Here is a 15991-nt window from a genome sequence, read left to right as displayed (position 1 = left end):
CGGTCGTGTCTGCCGTAGCCCCTGCCCCCATCTCACCGCGGCGCGTCGTCCCCGCCTCCATCGTGCGTCCGGAGTACGTCGACCAGGCGGCGCCGCAGCGCTTCACCGGCGAGGAGGTCAAGGACGCCGAGACGATCGCGAAGATGCGGGTCGCGGGCCGGCTGGCCGCCCAGGCCCGCGAGCTGGTCGGCTCGTACGTCGTGCCGGGCGTGACCACCGACGAGCTGGACCGCATCGGCCACGAGTTCCTCTGCGACCACGGCGCCTACCCGTCGACGCTGGGCTACCGCGGCTTCCCCAAGTCGCTGTGCTCGAGCGTCAACGAGGTGATCTGCCACGGCATCCCCGACAGCCGCGTCGTCGAGGACGGCGACATCGTCAACATCGACATCACCGCGTTCCTCGACGGCGTCCACGGCGACACCAACGCCACGTTCCTCGCCGGCGACGTCGACGAGGAGTCGCGCCTGCTGGTGGAGCGGACCAAGGAAGCCCTCGACCGTGCCATCAAGGCCGTGCAGCCGGGTCGCCGCGTCAACATCATCGGCCGGGTCATCGAGGCCTATGCGCGCCGCTTCGGCTACGGCGTCGTGCGCGACTTCACCGGCCACGGGATCGGCACGTCGTTCCACTCCGGCCTGATCATCCCCCACTACGACGACGCCCGCTTCGACGACGAGATCCGCGTCGGGATGACCTTCACCATCGAGCCGATGCTCAACCTCGGCACGCCCGACTACGACATGTGGGACGACGGCTGGACGGTCGTGACCAAGGACCGTCGCCGTTCGGCGCAGTTCGAGCACACCCTGCTGGTCACCGAGACCGGCGCCGAGGTCCTCACCCACCCCTGACCCGTCGGGCACCGACACACCGCCGAAACACGCGGCGTGCCGACGCAACACGGGCGACACGGTTTCGGCCTAGAGTCCGACCATGCCACGCCTGTTCGACGACTACGCCACGGGTCAGGCCTATGACGAGATGTTCGACGCGGACACGGCCCGCGAGCCGTACCTCACGCTGAGCCGCTCGTTCGCCGACCTCGACCCCGACGACGTACGGGCGCGCGTCGAGGCCCTGCAGACGGCCTACCTCGACCAGGGCGTCACCTTCGACATCGGCGGCGAGGAGCGGGCGTTCCCGCTCGACATCGTGCCGCGGGTCATCGAGATGGAGACCTGGCAGGAGGTCGACGCCGGGGTCCGGCAGCGGGTGCGAGCGCTCGAGGCGTTCCTCGCCGACGTCTACGACGCGGGGCAGGTGTTCCAGGACGGCGTGATCCCGCGCGGTGTGGTGACCACGTCGTCGCACTTCCACCGCGAGGCCGGCGGCGTGCGCCCACCCAACGGCGTACGCGTCCATGTCTCGGGCATCGACCTGATCCGCGACGTCGACGGCCACTTCCGCGTCCTCGAGGACAACGTACGCGTGCCCTCGGGGGTGTCGTACGTCATGACCAACCGCCGCTCGATCGCCGCCGCGCTGCCGGAGGCCTTCGCACACCACCGGATCCGCCCGGTCGCGAGCTACCCGCAGCGGCTCCTCGCCGCCCTGCGCGCCGCCGCGCCCGCCGGCGTCACCGACCCGACGGTCGTCGTGCTGACCCCGGGCGTGTACAACGGCGCCTACTTCGAGCACGCCCTGCTGGCCCGCACGATGGGCGTCGAGCTCGTCGAGGGCCGCGACCTGCAGTGCCGCCGCGGCCGCGTCATGATGCGCACCACGCACGGGCTCGAGCCGGTGCACGTGATCTACCGCCGCGTCGACGACGAGTTCCTCGACCCGGTCCACTTCCGCGGCGACTCGCTGCTCGGCTGCCCCGGACTGATCGACGCCGCGCGCAGCGGCCAGGTGACGCTGGCCAACGCCGTCGGCAACGGCGTCGCGGACGACAAGCTCGTCTACACCTACGTCCCCGACCTGATCCGCTACTACCTCTCCGAGGAGCCGGTCCTCAAGAACGTCGACACATGGCGCCTCGGTGACGCCGACGCCCGCGAGGAGGTCATGGACCGGCTCCACGAGCTCGTCGTCAAGCCCGTCGACGGATCCGGCGGCAAGGGCATCGTGATCGGGCCGCAGGCCGACCGCGCCGACCTCGACGACCTGCGTCGCCGCGTCATGCTCGACCCGCGCGCCTGGATCGCCCAGCCCGTCGTGCAGCTCTCCACCGTCCCGACGTACGTCGACGGCACGATGGCCGCCCGCCACGTCGACCTGCGACCGTTCGCCGTCAACGACGGCAACCGCGTCTGGGTGCTCCCGGGCGGGCTCACCCGGGTCGCCCTCGCGGAGGGCGAGCTCATCGTGAACTCGTCGCGCGGTGGCGGGTCCAAGGACACCTGGGTGCTGGCCAGCTCGAGCACCCACCCGGTCCCGCGCGAGGAGCCGCCGACGCTCGTGCCGCTCGGACGACCGCCGAGCCTGGGTCCGGCGATGGACGAGCTCGGCGGCGAGAGCGATGACCAGCAGCAGCAGCAGCAGCAGCAACAGCAACAGCAACAGCAACAACAATCCCTTGTCGCGTCCGGCACCGACGTCGACGGTGGTGCAGCGTGCTGAGCCGGATCGCCGAGTCGATGTTCTGGATCGGCCGCTACGTCGAGCGCGCCGAGGACACCGCCCGCATCCTCGACGTCCAGACGCAGCTGCTCCTCGAGGACTCCACGGCGGACGAGGAGACCACCTGTCGCAACCTCCTGTCGGTGATGGGGGTCGACCTGCCCGAGGACCAGGCGGTCGACCTGCAGTCGGTGCTCTGGCTGCTGGCCTACGAGCCCACGGCGCCCGCCTCGATCGCCGGCGCGCTCGGCGCCGCGCGCGAGAGTGCCCGTCGGGCCCGCGAGACCCTCTCGGTGACCATGTGGGAGGCGCTCAACACCACCCATCGCCACGTCGCGACCGGCCAGTTCAGCCGGATGGGCCACGGCAACAGCTTCCGGTGGGTGCGCGACCGCGCCGCCATGATCAACGGTGCCGCCGACGCCACGATGACCCGCGACGAGGGGTGGCAGTTCCTCATCCTCGGTCGCACGATCGAGCGCGCCGACATGACCTCGCGCCTGGTGGCCACGGCCGCGCTCGCCGGCGGCGTCGGCTCCGCGTGGTCGAGCACGCTGCGCGCGTGCGGCGGCCACGAAGCCTTCCTGCGCACCTACAAGGGCCTCGAGACCGAGCGCGGTGCAGCAGAGTTCCTGCTCCTCGACCGGCTCTTCCCGCGGTCGGTCGTCTTCGCGCTCTCCCGCGCCGAGCAGTGCCTGGACAACCTCGAGTCCGGCCAGCGGGCCGGCTTCCAGAACGAGGCCCACCGGCTCATCGGCCGCACCCGCGCCGAGCTCGAGTACCGCCCGCTCGCCGACGTCATCGTCGACCTGCCGGCCGAGATGGAGCGGTTGCAGCTCACCTGTGCCCGCGCGACCGAGGCGATCAGCAACCGTTACTTCGCGGGCTCCGAGGGCACGCACTGGATGGGGGGCCGGACCTGATGGAGCTGCGCATCGTCCACACGACGGGCTTCGAGTACGACGGCCTCGCGCTGGCGTCGTACAACCAGGCCCGGATGACCCCGCAGACGGGACCCGGGCAGATCGTGGTGCACACCCGCCTCGGCGTCTCGCCCACGCCGTGGACCTACGACTACCGCGACTACTTCGGCAACGAGGTCACGTCCTTCGAGGTGCTGGACCCGCACGAGTCGATGACCGTCACGGCCGTCTCGACGGTGCACACCGACCGTCCGCCGGCCACCCTCCCGGCGCTCGGGTGGGACGACCTGGCCACGCCGGGTGTCGCCGACCGGTGGACCGAGTACCTCGCCCTCCCGCCTCTCGTCGCCCCGCCGGACGACCTGGCGGCCCGGGTGCGTGAGATCGCCGCGGCGGCCGGCTCCCCCGGCGAGGCCGCGCGCGAGGTGTGCGCGCTGGTGCACGCCGAGGTGGACTACCGCCCCGGCAGCACCGACACCACCACCTCGGCCGTCGATGCCTGGGCCCAGCGGGGCGGCGTCTGCCAGGACATGGCCCACCTCGTGCTCGGCTGCCTGCGCACGATCGGCATCCCGGCCCGCTACGTCTCCGGCTACCTCCACCCCCAGGCCGACGCCCGGATCGGCGAGACCGTGCAGGGCGAGTCGCACGCCTGGGTGGAGTGGTGGGACGACGGTTGGCACGGCTTCGACCCCACGAACGACCTCGAGCCCGGCGATCGCTGGGTGGTCGTGGCGACCGGCCGCGACTACCTCGACGTACGCCCCCTGCACGGCATCTTCTCCGGAGCCGGCACCTCCTCGATGTTCGTCCGGGTCGACGTCACGCGGATCGCGTGACCGCGCTCCGGCGGGGCTAGACTCCGCGACGAGTGGGTCGGCCGGGCGGCCGCGGTCCGCACCCTGGGTCACGACCCAGGTGGTGGGTCGAGGAAGGTCCGGGCTCCACAGGGCAGGGTGGTGGCCAACAGCCACCCGGGGAAACCCGCGGGATCAGTGCCACAGAGAACAGACCGCCTCTCCTCCGCGCTTCGGCAACGAGGAGCGGTAAGGGTGAAACGGTGGTGCAAGAGACCACCAGTGCGCCGGGCGACCGGCGCAGCTAGGCAAACCCCACCCGGAGCAAGATCAGACAGGATGCGTTCGAGGGCTGCCCGCCCGAGCATCCGGGTAGATCGCACCAGGCGGCCGGCAACGGTCGTCGCAGATGGATGGTCGCCCCTGCGCAAGCAGGACAGAACCCGGCCTACAGGCCGACCCACTCCCACCCCGTACGCCGCCTCCTGCGCGCCTGGATCGGCCTCCGGCCTCCCGGGTTCGTCCTGTCCGACACGCCGTGTGGGTCCGACAGGACAAAAGTCGGCCCCGGACGGACGTTCATGCGGACAGTCGTGCCGCCTGGGGGACTTCGTCCTGTTCGACACGGCCGGTCACGATCAGCCGCAGCACCCAGCGGACGTACGCCTGCTCGTGCATGACCTGCTCCCACGTGAACCTCAGGACCCGCCAGCCGTGGATCGTCAGCAGGTTGTAGCGGACGCAGTCACGCCTGTGGGCCTTGCGGGTCGCGTGGAAGGACCACGAGTCGGCCTCCAGGACGAGACGCCTGATGACGCAGACGAGGTCAGGGTGCACGGTCCCGGTGGTGAGGTCGATCGCCTGCTGGGGCACGACGTCCAGGCCCGCCTCGATGCAGAGAGCTCGCAGCACCGACTCGAACGGGTTGGCTGCACGGGCGTCGGCGTGCGCCAGCACACGTCGTACGGCGGCCGCACCGGCGCCTCGGACCTGGGCCGAGTCCATCTCGGCGCGCGTCACCGAGCCCGAGCGCAGCGCTGAGTCGGCGATCGCCAGTGCTTCGTCGAACGGCAGGTGGCGGGCGCAGTCGAGCACCGTCTTCATCGGCGTCGTCACACCTGCCACGACGTCATCCTCGGCGACGTTCATCCAGGCCACCCGTACGTCGGCGCGACGCCCACGAGGCAGGTGCCGACGAGGATTGATCGCCACCTCGGGCAGCTCTGGCTGCGTCTTGAGCTCCCACCCGTGATGGGCGGCGGCGCTGCGCAGGCACACGACCCCCGACAGCGCGACCGCGGCGGCGCGGGCCGCCTGGGCAGTGGGGAGGGCGTAGCGACCGCGCGCCACCTTGATGATGCTTCGTTGCCTGGCTGCTCGTCGGATCTGGCGCCGGTTGGTGAGCCGCAGCAGGGCCTGCGTCGATGCGACGCCACCGAGTCGCTCGAGTGCCGGCGCTGCCTTCATGCCGCGACCCTGCCTCAGCCACCGACCGGCGCGCTCGCGCTCTCCACAGGCACGGTCCGAGGCCCCCTGTGTGTCGGACAGGACAAACCCGGGACCAACGGAGCAGGCCACGCTCGACCTCCCCCGCAGGACCGACTTCGTCCTGTCCGACGCGCACACCGGCACCCAGGACCGTACGCCCTCACACCAGGCGGAAGGCGACCTTCCGCGTGGCCGGGTCGGCCGTCACCAGCTCGACCGAGACCTCCCCGCCGAGCGGCAGCTCGGACTCCCCGGTCACCGACGCCTCGATGGCGGGGTCCTCGATGGTGACGTCGCCCCTGGCCGGGTCCTTCTCCGAGACCTCGACCACGACCGCGGAGAACCTCTCCCCGACGTGCTCCTTGAGCAGCTCGGCCTCGCACAGGTCGACGACGGCGTTCTCGTACTGGTTGGCGCGTCGCCCCGACGAGGTCATGGTGTCGGGCAGCTCAGGCATCGCCGCGGTGACCCAGTCGGGCACCTCGGTGCCGGCGCAGAGCGCCACGCAGATCTCCCCGGCGTAGCGGTCGACGAGGCGGCGCAGGGGCGCGGTGACGTGGGCGTACTCCGAGGCGAGCGCCGAGTGCTGGGCCTGCTCGGGGAGCTCGCCGTTGAACGTCACGTAGCCGGCACCGCGCAGCAGCCGCGTGCACGCGACGACCATCGCCGCGTGCGCGGGCCTCGATGGGTCGAGGGAGCGGATGAAGTCGGGGTAGAGCTGCTCGGCCGGCCACTCGATGCCCAGCGCACGCGCCGTGCGGTGCAAGCGCTGTACGTCCCGGGGATCCGCCGGCGGCAGGGTGCGGAGGATGCCGACGCGGGCGTAGACCATCAGCGACGCGGCGGCCATGCCGGTCAGCAGGGAGATCTGGGCGTTCCAGCTCTCCACGGGCGTCAGCCGCCGGAACTCCAGCTCCCAGTGCCCCTCCGCGTTCTCGACGAGCTCCTGCTCGGGCAGCGGCAGTGACACGCCGCCACGGGCTGCTTCGCGTGCCAGGCGCAGCTCTCCGACCTCCTGGAGGAGCCCGATGAGCTCGCCGGCCCGGCCGGCGTCGAGGTCGGCCTGGACACCCTCGTAGGACAGCTTGGCGCGCGACTTCACCAGCGCCCGCTCGACCTTGACGTCCGTGCCCTCGCCCGTGTCGTCGACCTTGATCGTCCACAGCAGCGCCGGCCGCACCTGGTCGGGGAGCAGCGACGCCGCGCCCTCGCTCAGCACCGGCGGGTGCAGCGGGACCTTGGAGTCGGCCCCGTAGAGCGTCTCGCCGCGACGGTTGGCCTCGACGTCGACGGGGTCGCCGGCGCTCACGAAGGCGGCCACGTCCGCGATCGCGTAGTGGACGACGTAGCCGTCGCCGTCGCGCTCGATGTGCATCGCCTGGTCGAGGTCACGGGCCGACTCGGGGTCGATGGTGATGAGCTCGACGTCCGTGCGGTCGAGCTGCGGGAGCCGCGGGTCGGCGGCTGCAGCGGCTGCGGCCCGCTCCACGGAGTCGGGGAAGGCGGGCGTGACCTCGAGCTCGTCCTGGATCGCGGCGATGCCGTCGCGCATCTCCTGCGCGGACACGCTGTGGCCACTGGTCCGGACCTTCACCACACGGTTGCTGGGCATTTCACGACCCTAGCCGGGAGCGCGCTCCCGACGCTGCCTACCCTGTGCCCGTGCTGATCCTGCTGCCGCCCAGCGAGGGCAAGACCGCTCCGCGCCGGGGCAAGCCCCTCGACCTCACCTCGCTGGCTGCGCCCACCCTCACCGGGACGCGTAAGACGCTGCTGCAGGCGCTCGTCGCCCTGTGCCGCGACGAGCCCGAGAAGGCCACCGGGGTGCTCGGGCTCGGCCCCGCCCAGCGCGACCTGGTCCAGCGCAACGCCGACCTCGAGGTCGCACCGACCGCCCGCGCGGACGCGATCTACACCGGCGTCCTCTACGACGCCCTCGACCTCTCGACCCTCTCCCCCGCCGCCCGTCGCCGCGCGACGTCGCGCCTCGCGGTGACCAGCTCGCTGTTCGGGCTGGTCCGGCCGGGCGACCGGATCCCTGCCTACCGCCTGTCCGGCGACGCCGTCCTGCCCGGCGTCGGCTCGGTCGCCGGCGCCTGGCGCGAGGTCCTCGGCGAGGCGATCACCGACGGCATGCGGCAGGGCCTGCTGGTCGACCTCCGTTCCAGCACGTACGCCGCCTTCTGGCGCCCGACGCCTGACGTGGCCCGCCGTGTCGCGACCGTCCGCGTCCTCCACGAGTCGGGTGGCCGGCGCACGGTGGTGAGCCACTTCAACAAGGCCACCAAGGGCCGGATCGTCCGCGCGCTCCTCGAGGACGGCGCTGACCCGAGGACCCCGAAGGCCCTGGCCGACACCCTGACCCGCCTCGGCTGGACCGTCGAGCTCGGCGCACCCACCCCGAAGGGCACCCAGCTCGACGTCGTGGTGACGCAGGTCTGAGCGCGGACTATCGCAGCGGGATCATGTCCGTCGCCTCGAGCGGATCCACACCGCACAGCGCCAGCAGGTCGGCGATGATCGACCGCACCTGCGCGAGGATCACCTCGGCCGACAGGTCGTCGCTGTGCTCCACCGCAGCGGTGGCGTGGCCCAGCGCGACGAGGTCGTCGATGACGGCCGTGGCCATCCGGTCGGCGACCAGCTCCCCGGCCACCGTCTCGGCCAGCGTGGCGAGGTCGCGCATCAGTCCCGCGTACGACCTGGGGACCGGCTCGCGGCGGTAGCACGCCACCGCCACCCGGCGGACGACGACGCGGGTGTTGCGCAGCGCGACGTCCAGCGGCTCCACGAGCTCGGCGAGCTGCCGCTGGTGCTCCCCGTGGCGGCGCCGGAACGGCGACGAGCTCACCACCGACAGTCCCTCCTCGGAGGCCGCGCGCAGCTCGGCGATGAGGACGTCGGTGGAGCGGGCGTCGCGCAGCATGGCGAGCGCGCGGTCGACGTCGCCGTCGCCGAGCCGGTCGGCGGCACACCGCAGCAGCTCGGCGATCTTGCGGACCACGACGGCTGCCTGGTCGCGTGGCTTGCGCAGCGGTGCCCGCGGCACGACCGTCGCGGCCACGAGCGCGACCGCACCCCCGATGAGGGCGTCGGTCCACCGCAGGAAGGCGTCCCCCGGGGCCGGCGCCAGCGCGGCCACCACGATCCCCTGCACCGCGGCCTGGATGATCAGCAGCTGCCCGGCGTCGAGCAGCAGCGCGATCGACATGCCGGCCGCGACGATCAAGGCGATCTGGATCCCGCCGGAGCCGATGAGGTGCGTGGTCACGTCACCGAGCAGCACACCGAGCGCGACGCCCACCGTCACCTCGGCGACCCGCCGCTGGCGCTGCCCGTAGGACATGCCGAGGGACACCACGGCGGCGATCGGCGCGAAGAACGGCAGCGTGTGCCCGAAGACGTCGGCGGCCAGCCACCACGCCACTCCCGCAGCGATGGCGCACTGGCCGATGACCCAACCCTTGGCGCGCAACCGGGCGACGCGGGCACGCAGGGACGTACGACCGCGAGCGGCCATCAGCTCCGCGTCGAGGCGCATCGGGCTCTACCCGGTCCCCGGGGCCCTCAGAGTCCCGAGTCGTCGGTGCGCACCAGGATGCGCTGGCACTCCTCGCACCGGACGACCTCCTCGGCCGGGGCCGAGCGGATGCGCGAGATCTCGGACGGGTCGATGGTCATGTTGCAGCCACCGCACTGGCGGTCGCGCAGCAGCGCGGCGCCGACCCCCTTCTGCTCGCGGAGCCGCTCGTAGAGCGCCAGCAGGTCGGCCGGCATCCCCTCGAGCAACGGGTCGCGGCCGGCGGTGAGCTCGGCGAGCGAGGCGTCGATCTCGGCCTGCTTCTCGTCGCGCGACGCCGTCAGCTCGCCCAGGCGGGCGTCGATGTCCTCGGCGCGGACCCCGAGGCCCGACAGCAGCTGCTGGGCCTCCTCCAGCGCCTCCATCACCTCGAGCTCGGCGTCCTCCAGCGTCGTGATCCGCCGCTCCAGCGAGACCAGCTCGTGCTGCATGCGCTCGAGGTCCTTGGGGTTGGTGATCTGCCCCGTGTCCATCCGCGTGCGGTCGCGCTCGCGACGGTTCCTGACCGACTCGACCTCGCGGTCGGCCTTGGCCTGCTCGACCGTGAGGTCGTCCACGACGATGCGGGCGTCGCGCACCTGGTCGGTGAGGGCGGTGCGCTCGGCACCGAGGGCGTTGATCTCGGCCAGCTGGGGGAGGTGGGAGCGCTGGTGACGCAGCTGGTGGGCACGCGAGTCGAGATCGGCGACCTCGAGCAGCGCGCGCTGGTGGGTGGGATCGGCCTTCAACGGCTCTCCTGGGACTTCAGTAGCGAAAACGTCCACGGGTCGGTGCACAACGTGCTGACCCGGGTCTCGACCCTATCGCCCATGGCCGCGCGCAGCCGACCCTCCACCACCGGGAGCCAGGTCCACTCCGCCGCCCAGTGCGCGACGTCGACCAGGGCGGGTCCCCCGTGCTCGAGGAACTCCCCCGCGCGGTGGTGCCGCAGGTCGCTGGTGAGGAAGACGTCGACGTCGCTCCCGACGAGCTCGTCGAGCAGGAAGTCACCGGCCCCGCCGCACACCGCGACCCGTCGCACTTCACGGTCTGCGCGCCCCGCGACCCGTACGCCGTGGGCCGTCGGCGGCAGCACCTCGGCGACGTGGGCCGCGAACTGCTCGAGGGTCGTCGCCCCGATCGTGCCGACGCGTCCGGTGCCGGTCGTCGTGCTCCCGTCCTCCGCCTGGATGGGGGTGAGGTCCCGCAACCCGAGGGCGAGCGCGAGCGACTCCGACACCCCGGACTCCGCCTGGTCGGCGTTGGTGTGCGCCGTCAGCAGTGCGCACCCGCCGGACGTGAGCGCGTGCAGGGTGCGGCCCTTGGGCGTGGTCGCCGCGACCGAGCTCACGGGCGTCAGGAAGAGCGGGTGGTGCACGACCAGCAGGTCCGCTCCCCACGCGACGGCCTCTCGGGCGACCTCGATCGTGGGGTCCACCGCGAACATCACCCGGGCCACCTCGGCGTCCGGGTCGCCGGCCACCAGGCCGACCGCGTCGAAGGAGTGGGCGGTGGCCGGTGGATACCAGTCGTGCAGCAGGTCGACGACGTCCGCGAGCGAGGTCATGCGGCCAGTATCGCGGGTCAGTTGACCTGCCGGTCCTGCCCCTCCCAGTAGGGCTGGCGCAGCTTGAACTTCTGCAGCTTGCCGGTCGCGGTGCGCGCCAGCTCGTCGCGGAACTCGATCGACGTCGGTGCCTTGTAGCCCGCGGCCTTGTCCTTGCACCATGCGATCAGCTCGGCCTCATCAGCACGCGAGCCCTCGGCGAGCACGACGAGCGCCTTGATCGTCTCGCCCCACTTCTCGCTCGGCACGCCGATCACCGCGACCTCGGCCACCGCCGGGTGCGAGAACAGGACGTCCTCGACCTCGATCGACGACACGTTCTCGCCGCCGGTGATGATCACGTCCTTCTTGCGGTCGCTGATCGAGAGATAGCCGTCGTCGCCGATCACCCCGCCGTCACCGGTGTGGAACCACCCGTCGACGAGCGCCTTGCCCGTCTCGTCCGGTCGCTCCCAGTAGCCCTCGAGGATGACGTTGGACCGCGCCAGCACCTCGCCGTGATCGTCGGTGCGCAGTCGTACGCCGACCGCAGGAGCCCCGGCCCGCACCAGCCTGGTCGCCAGCTCCTCGGGTGACAGGTCGTCCCACTCGGCACGGGCGCGGTTGACGGTCAGCAGCGGAGAGGTCTCGGTGAGGCCGTAGATCTGCATGAACTCCCAGCCGAGCTCCTCCTGCACGCGTACGACGGTCTTCGTCGGCGGCGGGGCGCCGGCCATGATGATCCGGACCCTGTCACGCCCGGGGATCTCGCCCTCCCAGGTCTGGGCGGCCTCGAGCACCGCCGCGGCCACCGCGGGAGCCGCGCACATCACGGTCACCCCGTGCTGCTCGACGCGGCGCAGGATCTCCGCGCCGTCGACCTTGCGCAGCACGATCTGCGGCACGCCGAGACCGGTCATCGCGAACGGCATCCCCCAGCCGTTGGCGTGGAACATCGGCAGCGTGTGCAGGTAGACGTCGCGGTCGCTGACACCGGCGTGGAGCCCGAAGGTGAGCGCGTTGGTCCAGAGGTTGCGGTGCGTGAGCTGCACGCCCTTGGGCCGCGCAGTGGTGCCGGAGGTGTAGTTGATCGTCGCGGTCGCGTTCTCGTCCGGCTCCCAGTGGCGCGGCTCGACGCCCGGCGCGGCGAACATCGACTCGTCGTCCCCCAGCACGAAGGTGTGCTCGACGTCGATGCCCTTGAGCGACTCGACCAGCTCAGGGTCGACGTAGAGCACCCGCGCGCCGGAGTGCGACACGATGTAGGCGATCTCGTCGGGCCGCAGCCGGAAGTTGATCGGCACCAGCACCCGCCCGGAGCCGCTCACGCCGAAGAACGACGTCAGCAGGCGCGCGGCGTTGTGGCTGATGACCGCGACCCGGTCACCGACCTCGATGCCCAGCTCGTCGAGGCGGGCAGCCTGCCGGCGCGCCAGGTCGTACGCCTCGGTGTACGTCAGCGAGCCGAGCGACGCGGCCGGCTGGTCGGGCTCGTCGACGATGCCGATCCGGTCGCCGTAGACGGCAGCGGCGCGCTCGATGAAGTCGGTGACGCTGAAGGGGACGATCATGCCCGACACTCTGGCACGCGCAGGGTTGGCGAAACGATGGTGCGAGCGCACTCGCGTGCCCCCGCGCCCGATGATGAGAGCCCTCTCATGCTGCTCTCATGAGCGGGCCACGAACGCGGCGCACCGTGGCGCCCATGACTCCCCTCGCGAAGGCGCTGATCGCCCTGGCGCTCGTGGTCCCGCTCGTGGCCTACGTCGCCGGCACCCTCGCGAGCGCCGGGGGCGAGGTCCCCGAGCAGCAGGGCACCGTCTACGTCAACGACGTCGAGCCGGAGTCGGAGGGGGCCACCCCGACGACGGAGCCGACGCCGAGGACCACGTCGAAGCCCTCACCGCCGCGCCCTTCCCCTCCGAGGGACAATCAGCCCACACCGTCGCCGGACGACAACTCGGACGACGGCTCGGACGACAACGAGGCCAGGGTCGTCACCCCCGCGCCGGTGCAGGACGAGAGGGACGACGACGATGACGACGGGGACGACGGGGACGACACCGACGACGGTGACGACACCGACGACTGAGCGACCGCGCAGTGGTCGGTTCAGGGGTCGTCTCGCCCGGGTGTCCGTCCGGACCCGGATCGCGACCGTCATCGCCCTCCTCACCGCCGTGGCGATGGCCGGAGCCGGCCTGCTCGTGTACGCCCTCGAGTCGGCGCGGATCGAGCGTCTCGTGACGAGCCAGATCACCCAGGAGATCGCGGAGTTCCGCGAGCTCCGGAGGGACCCCAACACCGGGGAGCCCTTCGACGACGTCGGCAGGCTGCTCGACGTCTTCCTGACCCGCAACGTGCCCGACGACGACGAGATGCTCGTCGGCTACGTCGAGGGCGCCCGCACCATCCGCACCCTGAACCGCTACGGCCAGGAGTTCCTCGACGAACCGGCCTACCTCCGCGTGCTCGAGGACCGGGCGGACGACGGCGGCACGAGCATCCTCGACTCCGAGGCCTTCGGCGAGGTCTGGGTGACCCTGGTGCCCGTGCGCAACGCCCAGGGAGAGGGCTCGCTCGTCATCGTCAACTTCCTCGCCGACGAGCACGAGGAGCTCGAGAGCACCCTGCGCACCTACAGCGTGGTCGCCTTCCTCTCGCTGCTGCTCATCACCGGCCTCGGGGCGCTGCAGTCCGGGAGGCTGCTCGCTCCCCTGCGCACCCTCGAGGAGACCGCCCGCGACATCTCGACCACCGACCTGTCGCGGCGCATCCCCGAGCGCGGCAACGACGACATCACCTCGCTCACGCGCACGATCAACTCGATGTTCGGGCGCCTCGACGACGGGTTCCGCGACCAGCGCCAGTTCCTCGACGACGCCGGCCACGAGCTGCGTACGCCCCTCACTGTGCTCCGTGGGCACCTGGAGCTGCTCGACGAGGGCGACCCGGCCGAGCGCGCGGAGACCAAGGAGCTCCTGCTCGACGAGATCGACCGCATGTCACGCCTGGTCGGTGACCTCATCCTGCTCGCCAAGAGCCGGCGCCCCGACTTCCTGGTCGTCGGCGACACCGACCTCGAGACCCTGACCCAGACGGTGCTGGCCAAGGCCCGCGGGCTGGGTGATCGCGACTGGACCCTGGACGGTGTCGCGAGCGGCACGGCCCGGCTCGACGAGCAGCGGATCACCCAGGCACTGCTCCAGCTCGCCGACAACGCGGTCAAGCACACCGACCCCGGGGCCGAGATCGCCCTCGGGTCCTCCCGCACCGACGACGTCGTACGACTGTGGGTGCGCGACACCGGCGACGGCATCGACCCGGCTGATCGCGACACCGTGCTGCAGCGCTTCGGCCGCAGCCGGGTGCGACCCGGGGACGAGGGCTTCGGGCTCGGCCTCTCGATCGTCCACGCCATCGTCGAGGCCCACGGCGGGTCCGTCGCGATCCACGACGCCGAGCCCCACGGAGCCCGCGTCGAGCTCACCCTCCCCACCGACCACTCCCAGGAGACCTCGTGGCCCAGATCCTGATCGTCGAGGACGAGCAGCGCATCGCTGCCTTCATCGCCAAGGGCCTGCGGGCCGAGGGCCACCAGCCCACGACGGTCCACGACGGCCCGGGCGGCCTCGACGAGGCCATGTCCGGTCGTTTCGACCTGATGGTGCTCGACATCGGGCTGCCCGGCATGGACGGCTTCGAGGTGCTCGACCAGCTCCGCTCCCAGGGCAGCCGGATGCCCGTCATCATCCTGACCGCGCGCGACTCGGTGACCGACACCGTGGCCGCGCTCGACAGCGGTGCCGACGACTACATGGCCAAGCCGTTCCGGTTCGCCGAGCTCATGGCGCGGATCCGGCTGCGCCTGCGCAGCCTGGCGCCGCCCGACGCGGCCCCCAGCGGCGACGACCTCGTGGTCGGCGGACTGCGGCTCGACCGGCGTACGCGCCGGGTCTCCGGACCGCAGGGCGAGCACGAGCTCTCCGCCCGCGAGTTCGCCCTCGCCGAGATCTTCCTGCTCAACCCGGGCCAGGTGCTCACCAGGGAGCAGCTGCTCGACCTGGTCTGGGGCTACGACTTCGACCCGGGTTCCAACGTCGTCGACGTCTACGTCGGCTACCTCCGCCGCAAGCTGGGCGGGTCGGCGATCTCGACGGTCCGGGGTGTCGGCTACCGACTGAACCCCTGAGCGACCGGCCCCGTGGAAAGGGCTGGTCAGCCGCGGATCTTGAAGGCGCCGAGCGATCCGCGCGGCAGCCGCTCCAGCACCGGCTGGAGGGCGTCGGAGACGTCGGCCGGGAGCGGCCGGTCGGCAGGGTCGGGTTGCAGGCAGGCGTCGATCACCCGGGCGACGTCGGTAGGGACGTCGTCGGGCAGCGGAGCCCGCGCAGACGTTAGCTGCGGGAAGCGCAGGGCGATGTCGTCGGCTCGCGCATCACCGTCGGCGAAGGGCTTCTGCCCGGCCACGGCGTGGAAGAGCGTCGCACCCAGTCCCCAGACGTCCGAGGCGTACGACGGCACCCGGGCACCGGGGTCGGCCTGCTCGGGCGACATGTAGGCGTCGGTGCCGATCGGGTAGGAGAGCCGGCGGGCGTCGGGCTCGGGGCGCGCGACCGAGAGGTCGATGAGGCGCGCCGGGGAGCCCATGATGACGTTGCTCGGCTTGATGTCGAGGTGCGTCCAGCCGATCCGGCTGAAGTAGTGCAGCGACGCGGCGATGTCGATCGCCAGCGGCAGGTACTGGTAGTCCTGCAGCCTGCCGTGGCGACGGATCAGGCTGGAGAGCCGCGGACCGTCGATGCACTCGAGGACCACGTGCGGACGTACGTCGTCGGCCGCGCCTCGCAACCCGCGGACGACCACGGGGTGGTTGATCTCGGCGAGGGCGAGGACCTCCCGGCGCAGACCGCGCCGGGAGGACTCGTCCTCGACCTGGGAGGGACGCAGGACCTTGACCACCACCGGCGAGAAGGTGATCTCGTCGAAGGCCAGCCACGCCTCGAAGGCCGACCCGCCGCCGAGCAGCCTGAGGGCGCTCAGCTCGGCGGTGATCTGGTCGCCCTCGGCGAAGCCCCAGCTGTCCTTGGTGGTGGCGGTGGTGGCACCCATG

At 71.8% G+C, this 15991-nt stretch carries 15 protein-coding genes and 1 other RNA gene; 9 read left to right on the top strand and 7 right to left on the bottom strand.

The window, feature by feature from the left end; translation table 11 throughout:
* Positions 1-5 precede the first annotated feature (5 nt).
* The 5 genes from map (at position 6) to rnpB (ending at position 4752) form a co-directional block, all read left to right on the top strand.
* Positions 6-854: a type I methionyl aminopeptidase gene (gene map, locus BM127_RS16430; protein ID WP_091200240.1), complete on the top strand. Its 849-nt coding sequence runs from the start codon at positions 6-8 to the stop codon at positions 852-854.
* Positions 855-936: 82 nt separating this feature from the next.
* Positions 937-2565 (top strand): circularly permuted type 2 ATP-grasp protein, encoded by a 1629-nt coding sequence (locus BM127_RS16425; protein ID WP_091200238.1) that lies wholly within the window; start codon positions 937-939, stop codon positions 2563-2565.
* Positions 2559-3488, top strand: coding sequence for an alpha-E domain-containing protein (locus tag BM127_RS16420; protein ID WP_091200236.1), 930 nt, complete (start codon positions 2559-2561; stop codon positions 3486-3488). Before BM127_RS16425 ends, BM127_RS16420 begins: the two co-directional genes overlap by 7 nt.
* Positions 3488-4327, top strand: a complete 840-nt coding sequence (locus BM127_RS16415) for a transglutaminase family protein (protein ID WP_198554365.1) — start codon at positions 3488-3490, stop codon at positions 4325-4327. The genes BM127_RS16420 and BM127_RS16415 overlap by 1 nt, the downstream gene beginning before the upstream one ends.
* A 33-nt stretch (positions 4328-4360) precedes the next feature.
* Positions 4361-4752: RNase P RNA component class A (gene rnpB / locus BM127_RS16410), an RNA gene on the top strand.
* 112 nt (positions 4753-4864) lie between these two features.
* Here rnpB and BM127_RS16405 read toward each other — a convergent pair.
* Together BM127_RS16405 and BM127_RS16400 are read right to left on the bottom strand one after the other, a co-directional pair.
* Positions 4865-5752 (bottom strand): DUF559 domain-containing protein, encoded by an 888-nt coding sequence (locus BM127_RS16405; RefSeq protein WP_091200234.1) that lies wholly within the window; start codon positions 5750-5752, stop codon positions 4865-4867.
* A 181-nt stretch (positions 5753-5933) separates the two neighbouring features.
* Positions 5934-7385 (bottom strand): RNB domain-containing ribonuclease, encoded by a 1452-nt coding sequence (locus BM127_RS16400; protein ID WP_091200233.1) that lies wholly within the window; start codon positions 7383-7385, stop codon positions 5934-5936.
* A 50-nt stretch (positions 7386-7435) separates the two neighbouring features.
* Between BM127_RS16400 and yaaA the strand changes: the two genes are divergently transcribed.
* Entirely contained in the window at positions 7436-8215 is a 780-nt protein-coding gene (gene yaaA, locus BM127_RS16395; RefSeq protein WP_091200477.1) for a peroxide stress protein YaaA, read from the top strand.
* A gap of 7 nt (positions 8216-8222) precedes the next feature.
* On the opposite strand, the gene BM127_RS16390 is transcribed toward yaaA, so the two are convergent.
* Genes BM127_RS16390 through BM127_RS16375 form a run of 4 tightly spaced genes read right to left on the bottom strand, consistent with a single transcriptional unit; the run spans position 8223 to position 12449 of the window.
* Positions 8223-9314 carry an FUSC family protein gene (locus BM127_RS16390; RefSeq protein WP_091200230.1) on the bottom strand — a complete coding sequence of 364 codons (1092 nt, stop codon included), beginning with the start codon at positions 9312-9314 and terminating at the stop codon, positions 8223-8225.
* 26 nt (positions 9315-9340) lie between these two features.
* On the bottom strand, positions 9341-10081 hold the full coding sequence (locus BM127_RS16385) for a zinc ribbon domain-containing protein (protein WP_091200227.1): 741 nt from the start codon (positions 10079-10081) through the stop codon (positions 9341-9343).
* Positions 10078-10899: a Nif3-like dinuclear metal center hexameric protein gene (locus BM127_RS16380; protein WP_091200224.1), complete on the bottom strand. Its 822-nt coding sequence runs from the start codon at positions 10897-10899 to the stop codon at positions 10078-10080. Before BM127_RS16380 ends, BM127_RS16385 begins: the two co-directional genes overlap by 4 nt.
* 17 nt (positions 10900-10916) lie before the next feature.
* Positions 10917-12449, bottom strand: a complete 1533-nt coding sequence (locus BM127_RS16375) for an AMP-binding protein (RefSeq protein WP_091200223.1) — start codon at positions 12447-12449, stop codon at positions 10917-10919.
* Between the two features lie 134 nt (positions 12450-12583).
* Between BM127_RS16375 and BM127_RS16370 the strand changes: the two genes are divergently transcribed.
* Genes BM127_RS16370 through BM127_RS16360 form a run of 3 tightly spaced genes read left to right on the top strand, consistent with a single transcriptional unit; the run spans position 12584 to position 15070 of the window.
* Entirely contained in the window at positions 12584-12970 is a 387-nt protein-coding gene (locus tag BM127_RS16370; RefSeq protein WP_091200221.1) for a hypothetical protein, read from the top strand.
* 40 nt (positions 12971-13010) lie between these two features.
* Positions 13011-14414 (top strand): sensor histidine kinase, encoded by a 1404-nt coding sequence (locus BM127_RS16365; RefSeq protein ID WP_175507428.1) that lies wholly within the window; start codon positions 13011-13013, stop codon positions 14412-14414.
* On the top strand, positions 14399-15070 hold the full coding sequence (locus BM127_RS16360; protein WP_091200217.1) for a response regulator transcription factor: 672 nt from the start codon (positions 14399-14401) through the stop codon (positions 15068-15070). Before BM127_RS16365 ends, BM127_RS16360 begins: the two co-directional genes overlap by 16 nt.
* A gap of 26 nt (positions 15071-15096) precedes the next feature.
* Here BM127_RS16360 and BM127_RS16355 read toward each other — a convergent pair whose 3' ends face one another.
* Positions 15097-15990, bottom strand: a complete 894-nt coding sequence (locus tag BM127_RS16355) for a serine/threonine-protein kinase (RefSeq protein ID WP_091200214.1) — start codon at positions 15988-15990, stop codon at positions 15097-15099.
* Position 15991: the final 1 nt, after the last annotated feature.

It is taken from the genome of Nocardioides alpinus, assembly GCF_900112035.1.
GTDB classification, from domain to species: domain Bacteria; phylum Actinomycetota; class Actinomycetes; order Propionibacteriales; family Nocardioidaceae; genus Nocardioides; species Nocardioides alpinus.
Note: the sequence above shows the minus strand (reverse complement) of the source record. Positions and strands in the feature narration are given on the sequence as shown.

What these genes read in the sequence shown, in the direction of transcription:
- BM127_RS16380 (WP_091200224.1), bottom strand. Translation starts at nt 10,899, where the DNA reads ATGACCTCGCTCGCGGACGTCGTCGACCTGCTGCACGACTGGTATCCA.
- BM127_RS16370 (WP_091200221.1), top strand. Translation starts at nt 12,584, where the DNA reads ATGACTCCCCTCGCGAAGGCGCTGATCGCCCTGGCGCTCGTGGTCCCG.
- BM127_RS16405 (WP_091200234.1), bottom strand. Translation starts at nt 5,752, where the DNA reads ATGAAGGCAGCGCCGGCACTCGAGCGACTCGGTGGCGTCGCATCGACG.
- BM127_RS16425 (WP_091200238.1), top strand. Translation starts at nt 937, where the DNA reads ATGCCACGCCTGTTCGACGACTACGCCACGGGTCAGGCCTATGACGAG.
- BM127_RS16355 (WP_091200214.1), bottom strand. Translation starts at nt 15,990, where the DNA reads ATGGGTGCCACCACCGCCACCACCAAGGACAGCTGGGGCTTCGCCGAG.
- BM127_RS16415 (WP_198554365.1), top strand. Translation starts at nt 3,488, where the DNA reads ATGGAGCTGCGCATCGTCCACACGACGGGCTTCGAGTACGACGGCCTC.
- BM127_RS16375 (WP_091200223.1), bottom strand. Translation starts at nt 12,449, where the DNA reads ATGATCGTCCCCTTCAGCGTCACCGACTTCATCGAGCGCGCCGCTGCC.
- BM127_RS16400 (WP_091200233.1), bottom strand. Translation starts at nt 7,385, where the DNA reads ATGCCCAGCAACCGTGTGGTGAAGGTCCGGACCAGTGGCCACAGCGTG.
- BM127_RS16390 (WP_091200230.1), bottom strand. Translation starts at nt 9,314, where the DNA reads ATGCGCCTCGACGCGGAGCTGATGGCCGCTCGCGGTCGTACGTCCCTG.